Genomic DNA, 17,400 nt, shown 5'->3' on the forward strand with positions numbered 1-17,400 from the left:
AAGTATAATGCAGTTTACCAGTCATCAAGAGAATTCATCTTTATCCATCATCTCCATCATAAATAGTCTAATCATTTCACCTGGCAATTTGGGCAAAGACCATAGATATTCAGCGCATGGTCAGTCATTTTAAAATTGGCACGTTCAGCAATCAGCCGCTGACGCTCTTCAATCACCTCATCGACAAATTCATCCACCCGCCCGCATTTAACACAGACCAGATGATCATGATGATCACCCTGGGTCAATTCAAAAACTGAATACCCTCCTTCAAAATTGTGTCGGGCAACCAGGCCAGCAGCTTCAAACTGGGTTAAAACTCGGTATACCGTGGCCAGGCCTACATCCTCGCCCATGTCCAATAATGCCTTATAGACATTCTCGGCGCTAAGATGGTGTTCTTTAGACTGTTCAAGGATTTGCAATACCTTGAGTCTGGGCATGGTAATTTTTAATCCAGCGTCTTTTAACTGTTGGCTCTCTTCCACACAGGCTCCTTAAAAAGCTAATCGATTGGAGTGTCTTTCTACGAATGACATGCTATTATGGCGAAATTTTTCAGGACAGGCAAAATTATGCGATTGTTACGTTTATTACTTGCTCTTACAATTTCATTCGGCATTGCATCGTGCGCCTCTTATGATTTTTCAAGACGAATCGTTCAGCAGGGTAATCTTTTACCGCAATCCACTGTATCCCGGCTTAAGACAGGCATGAGCAAACAAGATGTCGCTATTTTATTGGGAAGTAGCCTTTTGAGCCCAACTTTTAATAATAACCGTTGGGATTACGCTTATACCTGGCGCAAAGGCAGTTCACCGCTCAAGGTAAAAAACGTTTCCTTATATTTCAGTAATGGCGTGCTGACTCGTATTGAGCATTTTCCCTAGGCTTTAGCGGTTAAGCCTGGCTGCAAGCCGGGTTTAACCAGCATGCACAGCCATTTCATTTTACAGCCTTGGCTCGAATACGCCTTTTTTCCTTGGGGTCATTGGTTAATTTACGATAGACCTCCACCCGGTCCCCGTTTTTTAATTGCGTATCAGCAGATACTTTTCTTGAAAAAATACCATAATCCAATTCCAAAACCTCAGGGTAGACGTCCAGTAAACCAGATTGTCGGATCGCATCGCCAACACAGGCACCCTCAGCCAGTGAACATTTAACCTGAAATGTCTTTTGTCCCAAAGGAATAAACACCACCTCAATGTCAAGCATACAAATTCTCTGCCCGGTCACAAAACGCATCCACCATCTTATTAGTAATTTGCTCAAAAATAGGGCCCAGCAACATCGAAAACATTCTGCCGGCAAACTCAAACTCGAGGTCGAAAGAGATTTTGCAACCTTCAGAAACCTCATCAAAACGCCAGAACCCTTCTAAATGGCTGAAGGGCCCGTCGACCAAGCGAATTTCAATCATTTTATTTGCTTGCAAACGGTTGCGAGTTGTAAATGATTTATTCATTCCGGCAGCCGAAATGACCAATGTCGCCTGGACCTCGTCAGCGTCTCGATGATGTATAATACTTTGACTGCAGTATGGAAGAAACTCGGCATAATGCTCCACTTCATTAACCAGTGTATACATTTGCTCGCAACTAAATTTCACAATGCGTGACTTTTGTACAATCGTCATGCCTTATCTCCCAGCAATCTTTTTAACCAGCTATCCAAATCATTAATCTCGCTTTGACAGATAGAATGTTCCATCGGATAGTCTTTTATGGTCAGGTCATGATAACCCCTGGATTCTAAAAACCTGCAAGAGTAGTTAGTCCACTCGGGTAAAACGACATTGTCAAAACGTCCATATCCTATAAAAAAAGGCGTTTCGCGGGGTAAATGGAACTGGCATTCACTGGCGAGAGGCAGATAGCCGGAAAGTGACACGACACCGCCAATTGCCTGAGGGCGGTGCAAGGCCGTATGCAAAGCCATTGCAGCTCCCTGGGAAAAGCCAGCTAATATAATCTGCTTTTCAGTCATTCCCGTTTCAAGCTGCGACTGGATAACCGCATTGATTTGCTTTTGGGAATCCTTAATTCCCTCGCCATCTTCGCGATCGGTTAACTCAAAGCCGACGATGTCATACCAGGCCGGCATGTGCATGCCGCCATTTATCGTCACGGGCCGAACGGGAGCATTCATAAACACATGACGAACGGGCAGCTTGCTTATTGGATATTGTGATGCTAACCCTGACATATCCGAGGCGTCAGCTCCTAAACCATGCATCCAAATTACCGAAGCCAACGGCGGTGTATCTGGCTCTTTTGTGTAAACGTTCAACAAAGCTCTCCGAAAAAAGGGAAATTATCACCAATGCGCTATCACAGTGCAAGAAAAAGCAATGATTCCTGATGAAACTGACTTATTGATTCAAATGGCCTGGATTTCTCCATGGACAAATTGATATCCGTTTTAAAGCTCAGCGATCTGGCAGGATCGTCAAAAGCATGATAAAATAATCTTCTTGATGTATTATTTGTAATCAAACAGCCCAATGATAGAGCAAATCGAATCCTTCCTTCTGTCCCTGCAAGAAAAAAAATCCAGAAAACTATCTCCTCAGGATTGGAATGAGGCTTGCCGATTACATCTGACCGCCGATACGAAAGACTCCGCTAAACGCCTGACAGAAGGACTTGCTGCTCAATTAAATCTCCCTGAAGACTGCATTGACCAATACATCTCAAAAATCGACTGCAGCAGCGACACTAAATGGTATCATTTTAATTACCTGCAGGAGAATTATAATCAGGAAAAACTGGCTTTATTTGCGATACAGTCCTCGTCCCTGTTGCCTGCTGAAAATGGTTTAAACCTGACACCCTACGTCTGGTTTGAGTTGTACAAACGCTTTGATACCCAGGAAAGGGAGCGACTATCAAGGCCCTTTTTACAGCTCCATTTGGCCCGTCTTCAAAATCTTAATCATGATAATCTGATTGCCGCTTTGGCAGAAAAAAAACCGCGGCGAAGTTGTACTCCCTTTTTTCATTCTCAACCCCCGAGTAAAAGAAAACGACACATCCAGGAGGAAATCGATTATTCGACCAATCGGCTTATTCTGGCGAAAAACGCTTCCAATACATTTTGTCAGTCGCCGCTAAAAGACAAAGGCGTTCGCATAGCTGAAATTCAGCCGACAAGCCCTGCGGAGAACTGCCGCACTTATCTGAAAGTAGGAAGAACGCCGGGGGGCCGAGAGGCGCGCCTGGCCTATAGAACAGAGACCTCAGAGTTATGGACTCATACGACTCCTGATAATAACCCGCGTTTTAACGGCGCGCTCAGGGTGCCCGGGCAGTCTGTGGCCACCCTGAAAACACGATTCAAGCATATCTGGGAACGAGCTGGCAAAGTTACATTTACGGCAACCCTTCACCAGATTGAAGAAAATCAGAATAAAAAGCGTCCATGCAATCAGTTTACAATCTTCAGAGCGGCCTGCAAGGACGTGTTTAAAGCCCATGGCGTAGAAATTGATGCCGAATCTACAGGTCATATGTTTCACTGGACGCATTTAATTGCCTTATTCCTCGGAGGCGAGCACGATCAGCAGTCTATTACCGCAGCAACGAGAGCAGCCAATCTCAATATACTGGAAGCTATCGAAAACGACACTGCTGAAAAACTGAAACAGCAATGGCCAAACGTTCCGAGTGTACGCATTGAGGTAACCCCTCACTATCAGCAAGATAATTTAATTCCTCAAACCCTGCACTTTATGCTGAGCTGGACAGAAACCAACTCGCAGGGAGTGACAGTTGCACGTCAAAAAGAGCATTTTATTAACGCCTGCTCTCATCAGCGTTACAACAAGGCAATGCTCGATACCTTTAAAACACTGGATCAACTGGAAACCGAGCGAATCAGTTCACTCGTGATGGCCTAATCTTTCCGAACCCTGCATACCCTGTCGAACCGCTCAGAAGATGCCTTGTTTTATGGATCGCACACTAAACAGACTGTGAATCATTTACACCGCGGCTCTTTTATATCACACTGACGATAATTATAATTAAATACGGACATGGAGTTTTTCTATGAAATTATCAGGAAAGATCCTTGGGCAAGTGCTGTTGCTTATTGTGTTGATAGCCAATGTGTCAGCCTGCGGCCAAAAGGGACCGCTTTATTTACCAGAGCAAACAGCCCCTGAATCCTGACCAACCCGAGAGCCAAAACATGAGTCTGAAATTCACAAAGATGCACGGTTTAGGCAATGATTTTATCGTCATAGACGCAATTAACCAAACGGCCAATTTAACTGCCAAAGAGATTATTGCGCTGAGCGATCGTCATCGAGGCATCGGCTTTGATCAATGCCTCATCGTTGAACCGTCAAAAGATAAATCGCTTGATTTCTTTTATCGCATCATTAATGCGGACGGGCAGGAGGTGGGACAATGCGGAAATGGGGCACGTTGCATTGCCCGCTTTCTCTACCATTATGGACTGACTACCAAAAAGAAAATACGCGTCGGTACGCATACCACCACCATGCAGCTAATCCTGAATAAAGATGACTCTGTAACCATTGAAATGCCGCCACCGAGTCTGAATCCCCAGGAAATCCCTTTCCTGGTGCCCCAGCAGCAAGACTCTTATGTATTATCATTGGCCAAGGGGAACAATGTCGCCGTTCATGCAATTAGCGTTGGGAATCCCCATGCCGTAACTCTGGTAAATCACATTCAGAAAGCCCCAGTAAATACCCTTGGCAAGGAAATCAGTTTCCATCCCCTTTTCCCGGAGCAAGTCAACGCGGAGTTTATGGAGATAATCACCAATGATCGCCTGCAGGTTCGTGTTTATGAGCGCGGCTGCGGTGAAACCCAGGCCTGTGGCAGCGGAGCAGTCGCTGCTGCAGCCATCGGTCGCCTTTTTTACCAGATGGAAGAAACGATTCAGGTGGATCTGCCTGGCGGTGAACTCCTCGTAAAATGGGAAAACCAGGCTTCTCCTATTTATCTTACTGGTCCTGCCACGTTTGTCTATGAAGGAACTGTACTGTTATGCGGATAGTGATTTTGGGAGCAGGCCAGGTCGGGGGTACGCTGGCACAAAATCTGGCCAGAGAAAATAATGATATTTTCTTAATTGATCAGGATGAAAGCCGCCTGCAGGAGTTGCAGTATCGTCTTGATATACAGACTGTACGAGGAAATGCAGCCTATCCCAGCGTATTAATTGAAGCGGGTATTGAACAAGCCGACATGCTTATTGCGGTCACCAATAGCGATGAAATTAACATGATGGCCTGTCAGATTGCCTACAGCCTCTTTCGTACACCGACCAAAATAGCACGCATCCGCTCGCATAACTATTATAAATACCCTGAGCTCTTTCAGGATGAGCATGTCCCGGTTGATGTATGCATCAGCCCTGAAAAACTGGTAACTGATCATATTGAAAATCTTATTGATTATCCCGGTGTATCTCAGGTTCTCGACTTTGCTGACGGCCATGTATTAATGGTGACTATCAAGCCGCTATCCTCTGGTTTAATGGTAGGCAAGACTATCAGACAACTTCATGAACATCTGCAGGGGATAGAAGCGCGGGTGGTGATGATCTTTCGCGATAAGGACGTACTCTCACCGCAGGATGAGATGCAGGTGGCCAGCGGTGATGAAGTCATTTTTATTGCCTCCCCGCAAGCTATTAAAGAAGCACTGATTGCGCTTGGACGCTACACTCACCCCAATCGTCGTATCATCATTGCGGGCGGCGGTCATATCGGCACCGAACTGGCGCAGGCTCTGGAGCATCGCTATAGAATTAAAGTGATTGATCGTAGCCCCGATCGTACCCATGATTTGGTGACTCAATTGCACAAGGGCACTGTATTACAGGGTGATGTCGCTGATCGTGATCTTTTAGTCAATGAAAATATCGAATTTACTGATGTGTTCTGTGCAGTAACTAATGATGATGAAGTCAATATCATGTCATGTCTGCAGGCAAAACGTCTTGGCGCGCGTCAGGTAATGGCCCTGGTTAACCGCAATGCCTATGTAGATCTGATTGAGGGCAGCAATATCGATCAGGCAATTTCACCGCAGCTGATTACAATTGGCAGTATTCTCACCAAACTGCGCCGCGGGAATATGGTTAAAGTCTATCGCTTTCAACATAGTGAAGCAGAAGCTGTAGAATTGGTCATTCATGGCGATGAGCACACTTCGAAAGTGGTGGGACGTCCAGTGAGTTTATTGAATTTACCGGCCGGCTGTTCAATAGCAGCCTTATTTCGTAATGGCCAGGTATTAATGGTTAATCCTGAACTGATATTGCTATCAGGAGATCACATCATTCTGCTGATTTTAAAGAAAAAATACATTAGCAACATTGAATCGCTCTTTCAGGTGAGTCTGAGTTTTGTGGGTTAATAATGCAAATTAAAACGATTTTACGCATCCTTGGCATTTTGCTCATGCTGTTTAGTATCAGCATGCTCACTCCTATCCTTTTCAATATCATTTTCCGGGAAGATTTCCTATGGCCCTTTGTAATAGCCTTTCTTTGTACTTTTGGTACAGGCGGCTTGTTATGGCTGCTCTTTCGTCAAAGCAGAAACGAGCTTAAGACTCGAGATGGCTTTTTAATCGTCGCCCTTTTCTGGAGCGTTCTCTGTTTATTTGCATCGCTGCCCTTCCTGTTTGCAATACAAAGTCCCAATCCAGTTACTGACGCTTTTTTTGAATCGGTCTCGGGCTTAACTACAACCGGGGCTACAATTATTGGTGATCTCGACAGCCTTCCGCATGCTGTTCTGTTTTATCGCCAGCAGCTGCAATTTCTGGGAGGTATGGGTATCGTAGTTCTCGCGGTGGCCATATTGCCTATGCTGGGGGTTGGTGGTATGCAGCTGTATCGGGCTGAAACCCCTGGCCCAATGAAGGATAGCAAGCTCACCCCGCGGATTGCCCAAACAGCCAAAGCGCTATGGTCAATCTATGTTTTATTAACTTTGCTGTGCATGCTTTGCTATTGGATAAGCGGAATGGATTGGTTTGATGCGCTGGGCGAAAGTTTCTCCACCGTTTCCACAGGCGGCTTTTCCATGCATGACAACAGTTTTGCATTCTATCAAAGTGAATTGATTGAGTCGGTCGCCTGCTTTTTTATGCTATTGGGAGGGACAAACTTTGCACTTCATTTTTTTACCTTCAAAAAACGAAGTTTAAAACATTACTGGCAGGATGAGGAATTTCGCACCTATGTCAGCTTTCTTCTAGTTGCTACTCTGATTGTGACCGGTAGTCTGGTGATTTATGACTTCTTTGATATCAGCCACAATACCGTGATTACCGTATTGTTTAACATTATTTCCCTGGCAACCACCACAGGCTTTATTGCCGAACCATTTAATGACTGGCCGACTTTTACACCTATCTTACTAATAATGCTTGGTTTGATTGGCGGCTGCGCAGCCTCAACCAGTGGCGGCATCAAAGTTATTCGCGCCCTGCTCATTTTTAAGCAATCCAGGCGAGAAATGATTCGTCTGGTTCATCCCAATGCGATTGTACCCATTAAAATTGGCAAGCATTGTCTGCCAGAACCCATTTTGCAATCCATGTGGAGTTTTATTTCGGTATTTATTGCTTTATTCATTCTCTTATTGTTAATTTTTATGGGATTTGGCAATGATTTTCTCACTTCATTTTCTGCAATTGCCATCTCTATTTCCAATTCAGGAGCAGGTTTAGGAGCAATCAGTGAAAATATGACCGTTTTAAATCACTGGAGCAAATGGGTTCTTATCTTTGCTATGGTTGCCGGACGCCTGGAAATTTTCTCTTTATTGATTTTATTTTCCCCTCGCTTTTGGGAACGCTAGAAGTTTGCGCTGTAACAAGGAGGTTTTAAATGCCCAATCAATTTGTCGACTCATTACTGGCCAAAGCCGATCTCCCTGCTTTACTCATTGCTTATCAATCAGACAAACCGGATATTAGCCTGTTAAGCAAGCTTGTTGATGATTTGGCTCAGCAGCACTCTTTTGATTTATTGGAAACCTTGTTAAGGGTGATCGAAACCGGTGGAAGCGATGACAGACTGGAGGTGATTACCACCAGGATAACCATTCATTTTCTTTCACAGATTCTGGAGCGAGATCAACAGCAAGCACTTAAAGCAAGCTTCGACAGAATCAATGAAACCCCTGACTTATGGCCTCAATGTCTGCTTGCTCTAAGCACCTGGATTAAGTCAGGCGAGCGCAGAACAGCCTTAACCAGTTTGCTGGCCATCTTATCCAATACGCAGCGGGAAACGCTTTATGCCGCACTGACCGATAGACCAGAAAAGGATGCCGTCTGGCTTGGTGAATTGATTGGCTATATCCTGAAAAATGAATCACTCCAGGAACCCGAAGCCAAAGCTCATTTGCAGCGTCTGAGCAGTTGCCTCCTGCTTTCTGCAGCGGAAATACCTGCCCAATCCATTAACAGCCTGTCACTCTTGCTCGAGGATGAGGAGCTTATTGACAGCATTTTAAAACTGCGCGCCATAGCCTCTACCTACGCCAAGGAAAATCAGGAGGCTCACGGACGATTTGCCTCATCCAGACAGACGTATCTAAACAAATATGAAAATCTTATTCAGGCGCTCGCCATCAGAGCCAAAGCTTCGGAAAGCGCTTATCAGAAAATTATAGCGGACAGGCCGAATCTGGCTAACTGGCTAATGATCGCCCGCCTGAAAAGCTCTGCGGAAAAACCTCTCCAGGAAAGCCTGGTCTCAGAAGTTTTTACTCATTATTCCCTGTTTAACTGGGAAGACACGCAATTTGTTGCCGAAATAATTCCGGTAATGGTTGCCGTCTCCAAAGCAGCCAGCGGAAAAGAGCTGTTCAAACAGTTTTTCAAACGCGATAAACTAAATACTGCTTTTTGTATCCGCTTTTTAAGTGAGTATTACAAGCAAACTGAGGAACTTGAGCAATTGCTCCAGTTCGTGAAAGACATAAGCCGGAATACTCCGGACCAGAGTTTCACCATCAATTTCTTAACCCAGAACTCAGGTCAATCCCAACGGCTAACTGAAAGCTTGCTCCATTTGCTCGAATTAGAACAGTTAATTCCCATTTGCAGCCACATTCTGGCTTTACAGCAGATTTTTCACCCGGAGGAATCGCTTTGTAAACAATATTGCCGTGTGCTGTGTGAAAAATTGAAATCATCGGCTAACCAGGCAGCTGATTGCAAACGGATAGCGCAGACGATTGCGATTTTACCCAAGAAATCCAGAGCGCAACCTTTGGAACTCATTTCCTCGCATCTTAATGGATTTTCCAAATTATCAATGGCATGGCTTTCTGCCCTGTTTGAAACCAATATAAAAAAGGTCCTGCTGTTTCCCTTTCTTTTAAATTTGATAAGGACAATATCGGCTAAAGAACAACAGCAACTGCTTGAGTTGCTCAGCAAAGAGGAATTTTATCGTTTTTATATCCATTTACTCCGTAATCAGAATACCGACGAAAAGTTTACCTTCTTAAGTGATTATCTGAAGAAGAAAGATAAGCATTCATTTTTTGAATATTTAATACTGTTGACTCCTCAGGTCCATCAGGAAATTCTCGATGCCGTACTGCCAGAACTTGAACCAGCCCATCTCATTCAGCTCATTATCAGTTTAATTAGAAAATCAAAACAGGACAGCAGTTATCTGGCTCCCTTACATCAGTTACTGATACAGTTTTGCACTCGCATGCAAGCGACACTGGATAGTTCGGCTCCAATACATCAATGGATTAAATATAACAATGAGGATGACAAGAATGTTGTTACCCTCATTGCAGAACAGCTGTTTACGACACCGGCCTGTTTTCACTCTCTTTGCTCACGCTCGTCCATACTACAAGACTACACCCCGCAAATTCTTCAGGGTTTACTCGTTAATAATGCGGACAATGACCTGAAGTTACGCGCAGTCCGCATCCTCGACTTAATTACGTATAATCCTGAAAAAATGGATGAGCGGGCCTTGCGTCTCTTACATTTCTACAAAAACCAAGCCTCTGTATTGCAAAAGATCTTTAAGAATCTCTACAAAGTGGAGCATTTGTTAAGCGCTGCTGGAAAGAGTAATTTTAATGCACTAAAGCATAGTTGCTGGAAATTACTGCATGCTGGACAATATAGTGAAAACGCATGCCAATTATTACTTTGTACACAACTAGGGCAATCCCAAACCCTCAAAGAGCTAAGTATCACGCTTACAAACCAGTCAGGATCCATACTAAGCCCTGATTACCTAAGCCAGATTGATGATGAGTTGCTCGAGAAAATTCCCGATATGGATCTCATCAACATACTTCTTCAATCACTGGAAGGCCCCACCTTAAATAACTGGGCTAAGGTAAGAAAGACCGTAGACTTACAGGAAACACCGCAATTATTTATTCATCAACTCATTAATCAAACCAATTCGCAGGCTGAAAATCCGGTTTTGGACAATCAGGTTTTTCAATTTATTGTAAGCCTTCGCCATTTTAAAAAAGCCATGTCAGGGCTTTCCCAGGAGGAAATATTTTGGCTCGTTGATACTGGCAAGACAGAGGAAATTGTTCAAAATTTCCCAGACTGGCTGAAGCAGCTTATCAAAAATGGCCAATTGGATACGATTGACCGGGCAAGCCTGTTCTCTTTGTTGCCAAGAGAGCAAGGCTTTCTGCAAACGGTCTATGCGTTGCCTGAACTACAGTTTTATTTGTCGAAACTTTTCATTGAATTAGCACAGAAATCACTGCCGGCCATGCATTATCCAATTCTGGCTGAACAGTTAAAATTGTTCACCCCAGTAGATAGAGAGCGTCATCTTGCAGACGCACAACGGCAAATTAAACCGGAATCAGTGAACCTGGATGTGATTCCCGTGTTTAACCGAATGTTAATGGAGCTCGATTTAAATCATGGGCAGGAATCTCATCGGGCATTGGTTTTAGGCCAGATTGAATTTTTTGCGAAACTATCCTCTAACTCTGCGGTTCATAAATCTAACCACTATCAGTTTGTCCAGGAGTTCCAGCAGGTTACATTTAACAGTATGGAAATTTTGCGGCAACGGCATACCGCCTGGACGTCGATTATCCTTGGCAGCCAGCAGTTTTCACAGGCAGTCAATATTTGGCTTACCGATCTGCCCGAGGCTGATATTGAGCATCATCCGTTCACCAGCACGCTGCTGGAGCATTTTGATATTATCCAGAATCAAGGCTTTATGGATAGCGATTGCTGCCAGGAGTTTATCCAATCCCTGCTTATGAAACCTCCTGCCAAGATCACAGAAGAGCAATATGTTCTCTTATTTCATAAGCTTACACTCGAAAGGCAAAAAAAACTGGCCGTCAATGTGTTACAGCAAAGCAAACTGGAAGACGTTCAATGGTCTTCTCTGATTACCCTGGCCAGAGTGCTATCAGTACAGGCATTATATGAGATTTTTTTACACAGCCAGACACTTTTCGTTTTTGTCGATTTAATTGCCAGACATCCGGAAGGGATTCACACCCTGGCGCCCGCACAGATCGATAGATTACTGTCTGAGTTAACCTCTGCGGAACAGTTGTGCCGGATATTGAATAGCCAGACACAGCCCAAACTAAAATTTAATTTCGTCAACAGTCTGTTCCAATATTTGCAGCGCAATCATCTGGCTCTTGCCGACTGGTTGAATAAAATTAACGCCGGCGAGCAGGCATTGGCTGCTCTGGCAAATTATACAGAAGAAAACGCCGGTCAGGAGCAGCTGCATCAACTCATAATGGAATCCGTTTCACGACGCCAGCAGATACAGAGTTTTTTAAAAAACCCGGATTGGGAAATGCCCATCGAGAGCGCAGGACTTCTAAATCAGTATATGCGCGATGCCTGGCTCCATCCCTGGAAAGGCTGGCAATGCCATCCTCTTCTTTTAAAGTATTTAGGTTTTACTGACCAAGTTATCGCCATGCAGGCCCATATGGAATTTCTTGAGGAAATCATAAAGCTCAATGAATTTTACGAACCATTGGCCAATACCGGGAATGTTTCTGAAAATACCCTCGTGTCAGCCCGTTGGCTGCAAAGACTGCCCCTGATTGAAGGCGTGCTAATGGAACTTGGAGAGGAAGCGGCAAATCCCTCTCATCCATTGGCGAATACCGGGTTCGTTAAAAATATAATACAACCCTTGCTGCAACAGGGAAAAGGAATCGCAGAACAGGTCATCAATGACTTGCCCAAATCAGTCAGTGAACTAATTAACTTCTTCGATTCACTCGGTCAATCCGAGGGCCTGCCGCTTAATGCGCTTACACAGGAACAAATTCAAACCATTCAAGGCGCATGGCGAAAATTTAAGCTCCATCTCACAGCAATTGAATATTACTCCTCACCTCGTCTGCATGCCTTGTTTAATCCTGAGTCTTATTTTGCCAGAATTAATATGAAGCGCATTAGCCTGCTTCCTAAAGCAGAAAGTGATGCCTTGGCTAATGCCCAGACTCTTCATAAAGAATGGCAGGAACAACAGCAGTTTCTAATCGGCACGAAATTTAATGAGCTGCTGGATGTTTTTTTTAGAGATCCCCAGATTCTACAGGATATAAAAGTCCAGGAGTGCATTCTGGACAACTGTTTGTTTACACAATCAGGCATAAACATTATTCCTCCCTTGTTATACAAACTACTTAGCGCTGTATCCCCTTCATTACTGATAACTCATCTGCAGCAAAGAGAAAACCCCGTACACGCAGCGAATCTGGCTAAATTCAGCAAGCTGCTAACAAAATATCCAAGTATCCAGGAGCTGGTTTCGGTACTTTATGGCATGGATAGTCAAAGTATCGAAGAATTATTGACCTGCACCCGTTTTTATCGTTTAGCTTATGCCCCCCTACTTTTGTCCATGGTACAGAAAGCTCAGGCTTCAGGCATTTCAAAAAGGCAGGCAGGGCTTGTGACTCTCCCCGAATCCTTAAGCCAGAATTTGGAACTGCAGTGGCTGCACACGGAAATTCAGCATTTACACATCAATGAGGAAAGACTAAAAAAACACGGGCGAATGATTGCTGCTGAAGCATTAAAAAGCGGGCATAATCATTATGATAATGAACGCCTGGCAGCATTAAGAAGCCCCGGTCTTAAGCTTGACGTAGCAGAGCTTGCTATCATCTTTAACAGTTATGCACCAGCCTTTAACCCGCCTAATGAGGCGATTACCCTGGAATTTTTACTAAGCCTGAGTTATTTGCTTGAGAATCAGCAAAATCTGAACCTGATTCAGGCCCTTAATGAGCAGCTTTTACGGCATACCATTAGAATTGCGCTTGAAAATCCAGCCTCCCACTATCAATTTCTGAATACCCTGAGCCATCATCCCAGCTCAGGCAGGTTTTGTATTGAGCAGATCAAAAACCGTTTACAACAACACTTAGCCAATTATTTTTCAGAAACGGTACCTGCTCCCTCTTGTCTGGCCGAATTGACTGCAGCACAGTTTGGACAATTAACCAGAGAGTCTGTCGCTTCGCTTACGACCTTGCAAAAACTGGTTTTCTCTGTAGAACCCTCTGCTGAATTCACTATTTGGCTGAATACAGCATCAGCCGATATAAAAAAAGACGTTATTGATTTCTCAGCTAATGCCTCTATGAATTCCATTCTTCAGCATTGGAAGGAGCACAATAACACTGAGGTATCGGCTCAATTAACAGAAAACATATTGCTAGTGGAAACCTTGCTGTCATCTGACGATGAAACGTTTTTGCAAAGAGTGGATGAACTTTGCTCCTCAGTCTATCGAGAGTATCCCGCGGTGTATTTTCATTATCTGGCATTACGTTTTAACAGAACAAAACAACCGCATGATTTGCTGGATAAGCTCAAGCGATGGATGCTCGATATCGGTGAACAGCAGGCTGAGCAACTCCAATGGCTGGACAAATTAATTGGGCTGCTTATTCATGCGGGATTAGTAGAGGAATTTTGCAATGAATTGCACTTGTATCCTGAGTCATTACGTCAGTGCTTATTGATTAGCCTGGACAAGAAAACAGCTATTGATGACCGGATTTTGACATTATTTACTCCATTACTCAGCTGGAAGTGGATCAAACCGCAGTTACTGGCAAAAAAGACAGCGGCGAATCCTGCCTGGCTAAGAATAGCCTTGTTGGAAAAGCAGCATCAGCAGGCTGTTTTAGAAGACGAGCAATCGATTAAGGAATTTCTAAATCTGTTAATGGTCTGCCAATTCCCGGTTGATGCGCTAATGGCTCTCTCAAAAAGAATTGACAATACCAGTTTAAACAATTTACTAGTCTGCCATCTGCTGAGCCGTGCAGATTGCCTGCTGCAATTTCCGGGACAAACACTGCTCGACAGTCCAAGCTTAACCGCAAGTCGTCCTGGTTCCCTGCGCCTCGGCTCACTGTCGAATCATATCAAGCTGCCACTAATCCCTGAAGGTAGTCTCAGCAGCTTGCAGGCAGAGGCCGCAGCCGAAATACTTTGTTCATTCAGACAATTTAATCATTTCACGCCTGAAATATTGAACAATCTGCTCGAATGTATCGCTGAACAGAGATCATCCTTCCTCCTCTATTGGTTTAAACATTATGCCCGCCTGCCTGGAGCTCAAAAGCCATTAATCATCCTGATGAATATTCTCCCTGATTTTGCGGAACTCATGAGACAACTCGAAAATCCCATACGTGACGAGCTCCTCTCCAGGATCATTAACGCGCGTTTTAAGAACAAACTGCCTGATATACAGCACCCCGCCTCTTTGACGGGCTTATACAGCGGGGTTCATCTGGATCACTGTATTCACTTATACCTGCACCGAAATCAAAAAGAACCAGCGCTGGTTCAGTTTATTGGCGAGCTCATCTATTCCCTGAAGCAAAGAGAAGCTAAATTGACCAATCAGAGTATGCAACTATTACTCAGCCTCTATGAAGATAATCATTTTGACTCTCTCAAAGAATCAATTATTGAGATTACAAGAACCTATCGCTATAGCAACACCGTTTTTTCAGACTGCTCAATTTTCTATGAAGATGGACGAATTAATACCAAAAGAATGCTTGAGCCTGTTTGGCTTAAAGCAAAAAGCCAAGGCACAACAGCATCCAGCCCAGCCCAAAGACTTTGGCAAACCAGTAATCTCCCTGCAACAGAAACTACAGAAAGCGAATTCCAATCGCCTTGGGAAAATAAGACCTTATTAAGCGCAATTAGTCAGACTGAAGAAACCATCAGTTTTTTAAGTTATTTTCTGATTCATTTCCATGGCAAGCCAGAAATGCTGCAATTATTTCTGGAAGATTATCTGGACTCTCATCCTCAAAGCAAGATTCTATCAGATCAGCAAGCGCTGCTCGAAAAAGTCAGCTGGCTGTTAACACAGCCTGACTTAAATAAAGAGACAGGCAATGTGTTGTTCAACTGTCTGATTAATTACCCGCAGTTGTTAAATAACCGAATTAAATTTCATTTGCTCTGTTTTAATGCGGAAAAATACTTACAAATTCCAGGAATGCAGAAAAAATATGATGAGCTGGTTCAATTTTGTAAAGAAATGAAACCTTTCGCTAAAGCCAACCCCGAGGTTGAGGCTCATCTTCAATGCGCAAAACAGGAAGCAAAGTTTGAACGCAAATTAATGACTAAATCAGGATGGCTCTTATCGTTCCGATTATGGTGCAGGCGGTCATTTTTCTACGGTTGGGAAGGCTGGTTCAAACCGAGGGCACCCCGTTATGTGCTCCCATTTGAAAATCCAGTAGATTCATCCCGCTTTAGCTATCAGAAAATGGATGTCCTTGCTGAAGGTTCAGTCTTACCCAAGGATCTGGAGCAATTGCTGAAGCATAGCCGTCAGGACGTCTCACCGAGGAGCCTGAACGCCTTATACGAAGCATTGCGCCTGTTTGAATGGCAGTCTTTGCCATCCAATGAACTGGACCTGCGTGAGCAGATTGAAAAAACTTACCAGAAACTAGGCGCTCTAATGCCTGACAATCCAAAAATAGAGCGCTGGCTAACTAATCATAAGGAATTATTCATTGGCAATCGTCATCAATTACTTTGCTTGTATATACAAAATAATCAATTGGACGCTATGCAATCAATACTGGAACAGGAAAATGAGCTTTCCTCATTCGGCCCTGTGATCAGCCAGTTAAACCTTGTGCAGGATGTAACCCATAAAACAAGCTCAGGTGATCAACCAGCGCCGGTAAGGAGTTTCAGTCAGTCACGTTCTGGCAATCATTTGTTTGGCTCGGGTTCTTCTTTGCCGGCTATGGGTGATAATCTCCCAGCCACCGCAGATTTCGCCTTAAGCTGAGAGCGAAGTTTGATGCTAAGAATATTAATCACGAGGCCGGAGAGCACGAATAAAGCGGCCTTTATTTTCCAATCCTGAAAAGGCTCATCCAGGAACAAGGAAGAGCTAATCATTCCCACAACAGGGACCAGTAAAGTGTAGGGTACAATGACCGCAATGGGATAACGGCTTAATAGCCAGTTCCAAAGCCCATAGCCCACCCAGGTCGATACATAGACGATATAAAGTAATGAACCCAATCCTTTCCAGCTGAGATGATTGAGGGTATTTCCCAATGAATGAATGCCGTCAAAAGCCAGGGCCAGGATGAGCATGGGGATAAAGGCAACAAAACTGCCCCATACCACAACCGCCATCATATTCACTTTAGGACCTTTTTTGATAATTAAATTACCCAATCCCCAGGACGCGGCAGCACCGAGTAAACATAGAAATCCCCCCAGGGAGACTTGACTGTCAAAGTGCAAGGCAACCATGCCAATTCCAATAAACGATACCAGCGCCCCAATTATTTGCCAAATTCCCGGTTTTTCTTTAATAATCAGGAAGGCAAACAACATGCTGAAGAAAACCTGAGTCTGGATGATTAAGGAGGCCATTCCAGGCGTCATTCCCATATACATGCCTACAAAGAAAAAGGAGAACTGCAGAGCAAAGGTAATCAGCCCATAAGAAATAATAGAGCGCAGTGGAATGGCAGGCGGCCTGATGAAGAAAATCGCGGGTATACTGGCAAGCCCAAAGCGAAGCGCACAAAGCATGAGCGGGGAAATTTCCTGCAACCCCAGTTTGACAAAAAGAAAGTTGACTCCCCAAACTACGACAACTACAAGCGTAAATAACAAATGTAATGCAGGCATTTTTGGCTGTTCAAAGGCATTTAAAGAATCATTCTAGCTCAAATACTTTAGTTTGTACCTGTGAGTATATTTTTTTTTCAAATTTATTACATATAGCCCCATGTTGAAAACAAGGTAACTCTCCAGATTGTGGACTTTAATTCAATCAAATCGTCTCAACGTCATCCTGAACGCAGTGAAGGAT

12 protein-coding genes are annotated in these 17,400 nt (G+C 44.0%); 7 read left to right on the forward strand and 5 right to left on the reverse strand.

Annotated features, from left to right (window positions below; translation table 11 throughout):
* Positions 1 to 71 precede the first annotated feature (71 nt).
* The gene (fur, locus tag E1O89_RS11940; RefSeq protein ID WP_112220470.1) at positions 72 to 488 is read right to left on the reverse strand and encodes a ferric iron uptake transcriptional regulator; all 417 of its coding nucleotides are present in this window, start codon (positions 486 to 488) and stop codon (positions 72 to 74) included.
* 57 nt (positions 489 to 545) lie between these two features.
* Between fur and E1O89_RS11945 the strand changes: the two genes are divergently transcribed.
* Entirely contained in the window at positions 546 to 890 is a 345-nt protein-coding gene (locus tag E1O89_RS11945; RefSeq protein ID WP_058507975.1) for an outer membrane protein assembly factor BamE, read from the forward strand.
* 55 nt (positions 891 to 945) lie between these two features.
* On the opposite strand, the gene E1O89_RS11950 is transcribed toward E1O89_RS11945, so the two are convergent.
* Genes E1O89_RS11950 through E1O89_RS11960 form a run of 3 tightly spaced genes read right to left on the reverse strand, consistent with a single transcriptional unit; the run spans position 946 to position 2,292 of the window.
* Positions 946 to 1,218, reverse strand: coding sequence for an RnfH family protein (locus E1O89_RS11950; protein ID WP_133140361.1), 273 nt, complete (start codon positions 1,216 to 1,218; stop codon positions 946 to 948).
* Positions 1,211 to 1,639: a type II toxin-antitoxin system RatA family toxin gene (locus E1O89_RS11955; RefSeq protein ID WP_133140362.1), complete on the reverse strand. Its 429-nt coding sequence runs from the start codon at positions 1,637 to 1,639 to the stop codon at positions 1,211 to 1,213. The genes E1O89_RS11950 and E1O89_RS11955 overlap by 8 nt, the downstream gene beginning before the upstream one ends.
* The gene (locus E1O89_RS11960) at positions 1,636 to 2,292 is read right to left on the reverse strand and encodes an alpha/beta hydrolase (RefSeq protein ID WP_133140363.1); all 657 of its coding nucleotides are present in this window, start codon (positions 2,290 to 2,292) and stop codon (positions 1,636 to 1,638) included. The genes E1O89_RS11955 and E1O89_RS11960 overlap by 4 nt, the downstream gene beginning before the upstream one ends.
* A 214-nt stretch (positions 2,293 to 2,506) precedes the next feature.
* On the opposite strand from E1O89_RS11960, the gene E1O89_RS11965 reads away from it, so the two are divergent.
* The 6 genes from E1O89_RS11965 to E1O89_RS11990 all read left to right on the forward strand — a co-directional run bounded on the left by E1O89_RS11965 (position 2,507) and on the right by E1O89_RS11990 (position 16,356).
* Positions 2,507 to 3,901, forward strand: a complete 1,395-nt coding sequence (locus E1O89_RS11965; RefSeq protein WP_133140364.1) for a DNA/RNA non-specific endonuclease — start codon at positions 2,507 to 2,509, stop codon at positions 3,899 to 3,901.
* 151 nt (positions 3,902 to 4,052) lie between these two features.
* Positions 4,053 to 4,175: an LPS translocon maturation chaperone LptM gene (lptM, locus tag E1O89_RS11970; protein ID WP_133140365.1), complete on the forward strand. Its 123-nt coding sequence runs from the start codon at positions 4,053 to 4,055 to the stop codon at positions 4,173 to 4,175.
* 19 nt (positions 4,176 to 4,194) lie between these two features.
* The gene (gene dapF, locus E1O89_RS11975; RefSeq protein ID WP_133140366.1) at positions 4,195 to 5,034 is read left to right on the forward strand and encodes a diaminopimelate epimerase; all 840 of its coding nucleotides are present in this window, start codon (positions 4,195 to 4,197) and stop codon (positions 5,032 to 5,034) included.
* Complete coding sequence (trkA, locus tag E1O89_RS11980; protein ID WP_133140367.1) at positions 5,025 to 6,401, forward strand: Trk system potassium transporter TrkA; 1,377 nt, start codon at positions 5,025 to 5,027, stop codon at positions 6,399 to 6,401. The genes dapF and trkA overlap by 10 nt, the downstream gene beginning before the upstream one ends.
* A 2-nt stretch (positions 6,402 to 6,403) precedes the next feature.
* Positions 6,404 to 7,855, forward strand: a complete 1,452-nt coding sequence (locus E1O89_RS11985) for a TrkH family potassium uptake protein (protein WP_133140368.1) — start codon at positions 6,404 to 6,406, stop codon at positions 7,853 to 7,855.
* A 29-nt stretch (positions 7,856 to 7,884) separates the two neighbouring features.
* Positions 7,885 to 16,356, forward strand: coding sequence for a hypothetical protein (locus tag E1O89_RS11990; protein WP_133140369.1), 8,472 nt, complete (start codon positions 7,885 to 7,887; stop codon positions 16,354 to 16,356).
* On the opposite strand, the gene E1O89_RS11995 is transcribed toward E1O89_RS11990, so the two are convergent.
* The gene (locus E1O89_RS11995; RefSeq protein WP_133140370.1) at positions 16,278 to 17,216 is read right to left on the reverse strand and encodes an EamA family transporter; all 939 of its coding nucleotides are present in this window, start codon (positions 17,214 to 17,216) and stop codon (positions 16,278 to 16,280) included. The genes E1O89_RS11990 and E1O89_RS11995 overlap by 79 nt on opposite strands.
* Positions 17,217 to 17,400 lie beyond the last annotated feature (184 nt).

The organism is Legionella genomosp. 1 (assembly GCF_900640215.1).
Taxonomy (GTDB): Bacteria; Pseudomonadota; Gammaproteobacteria; order Legionellales; family Legionellaceae; genus Legionella_C; species Legionella_C quinlivanii_A.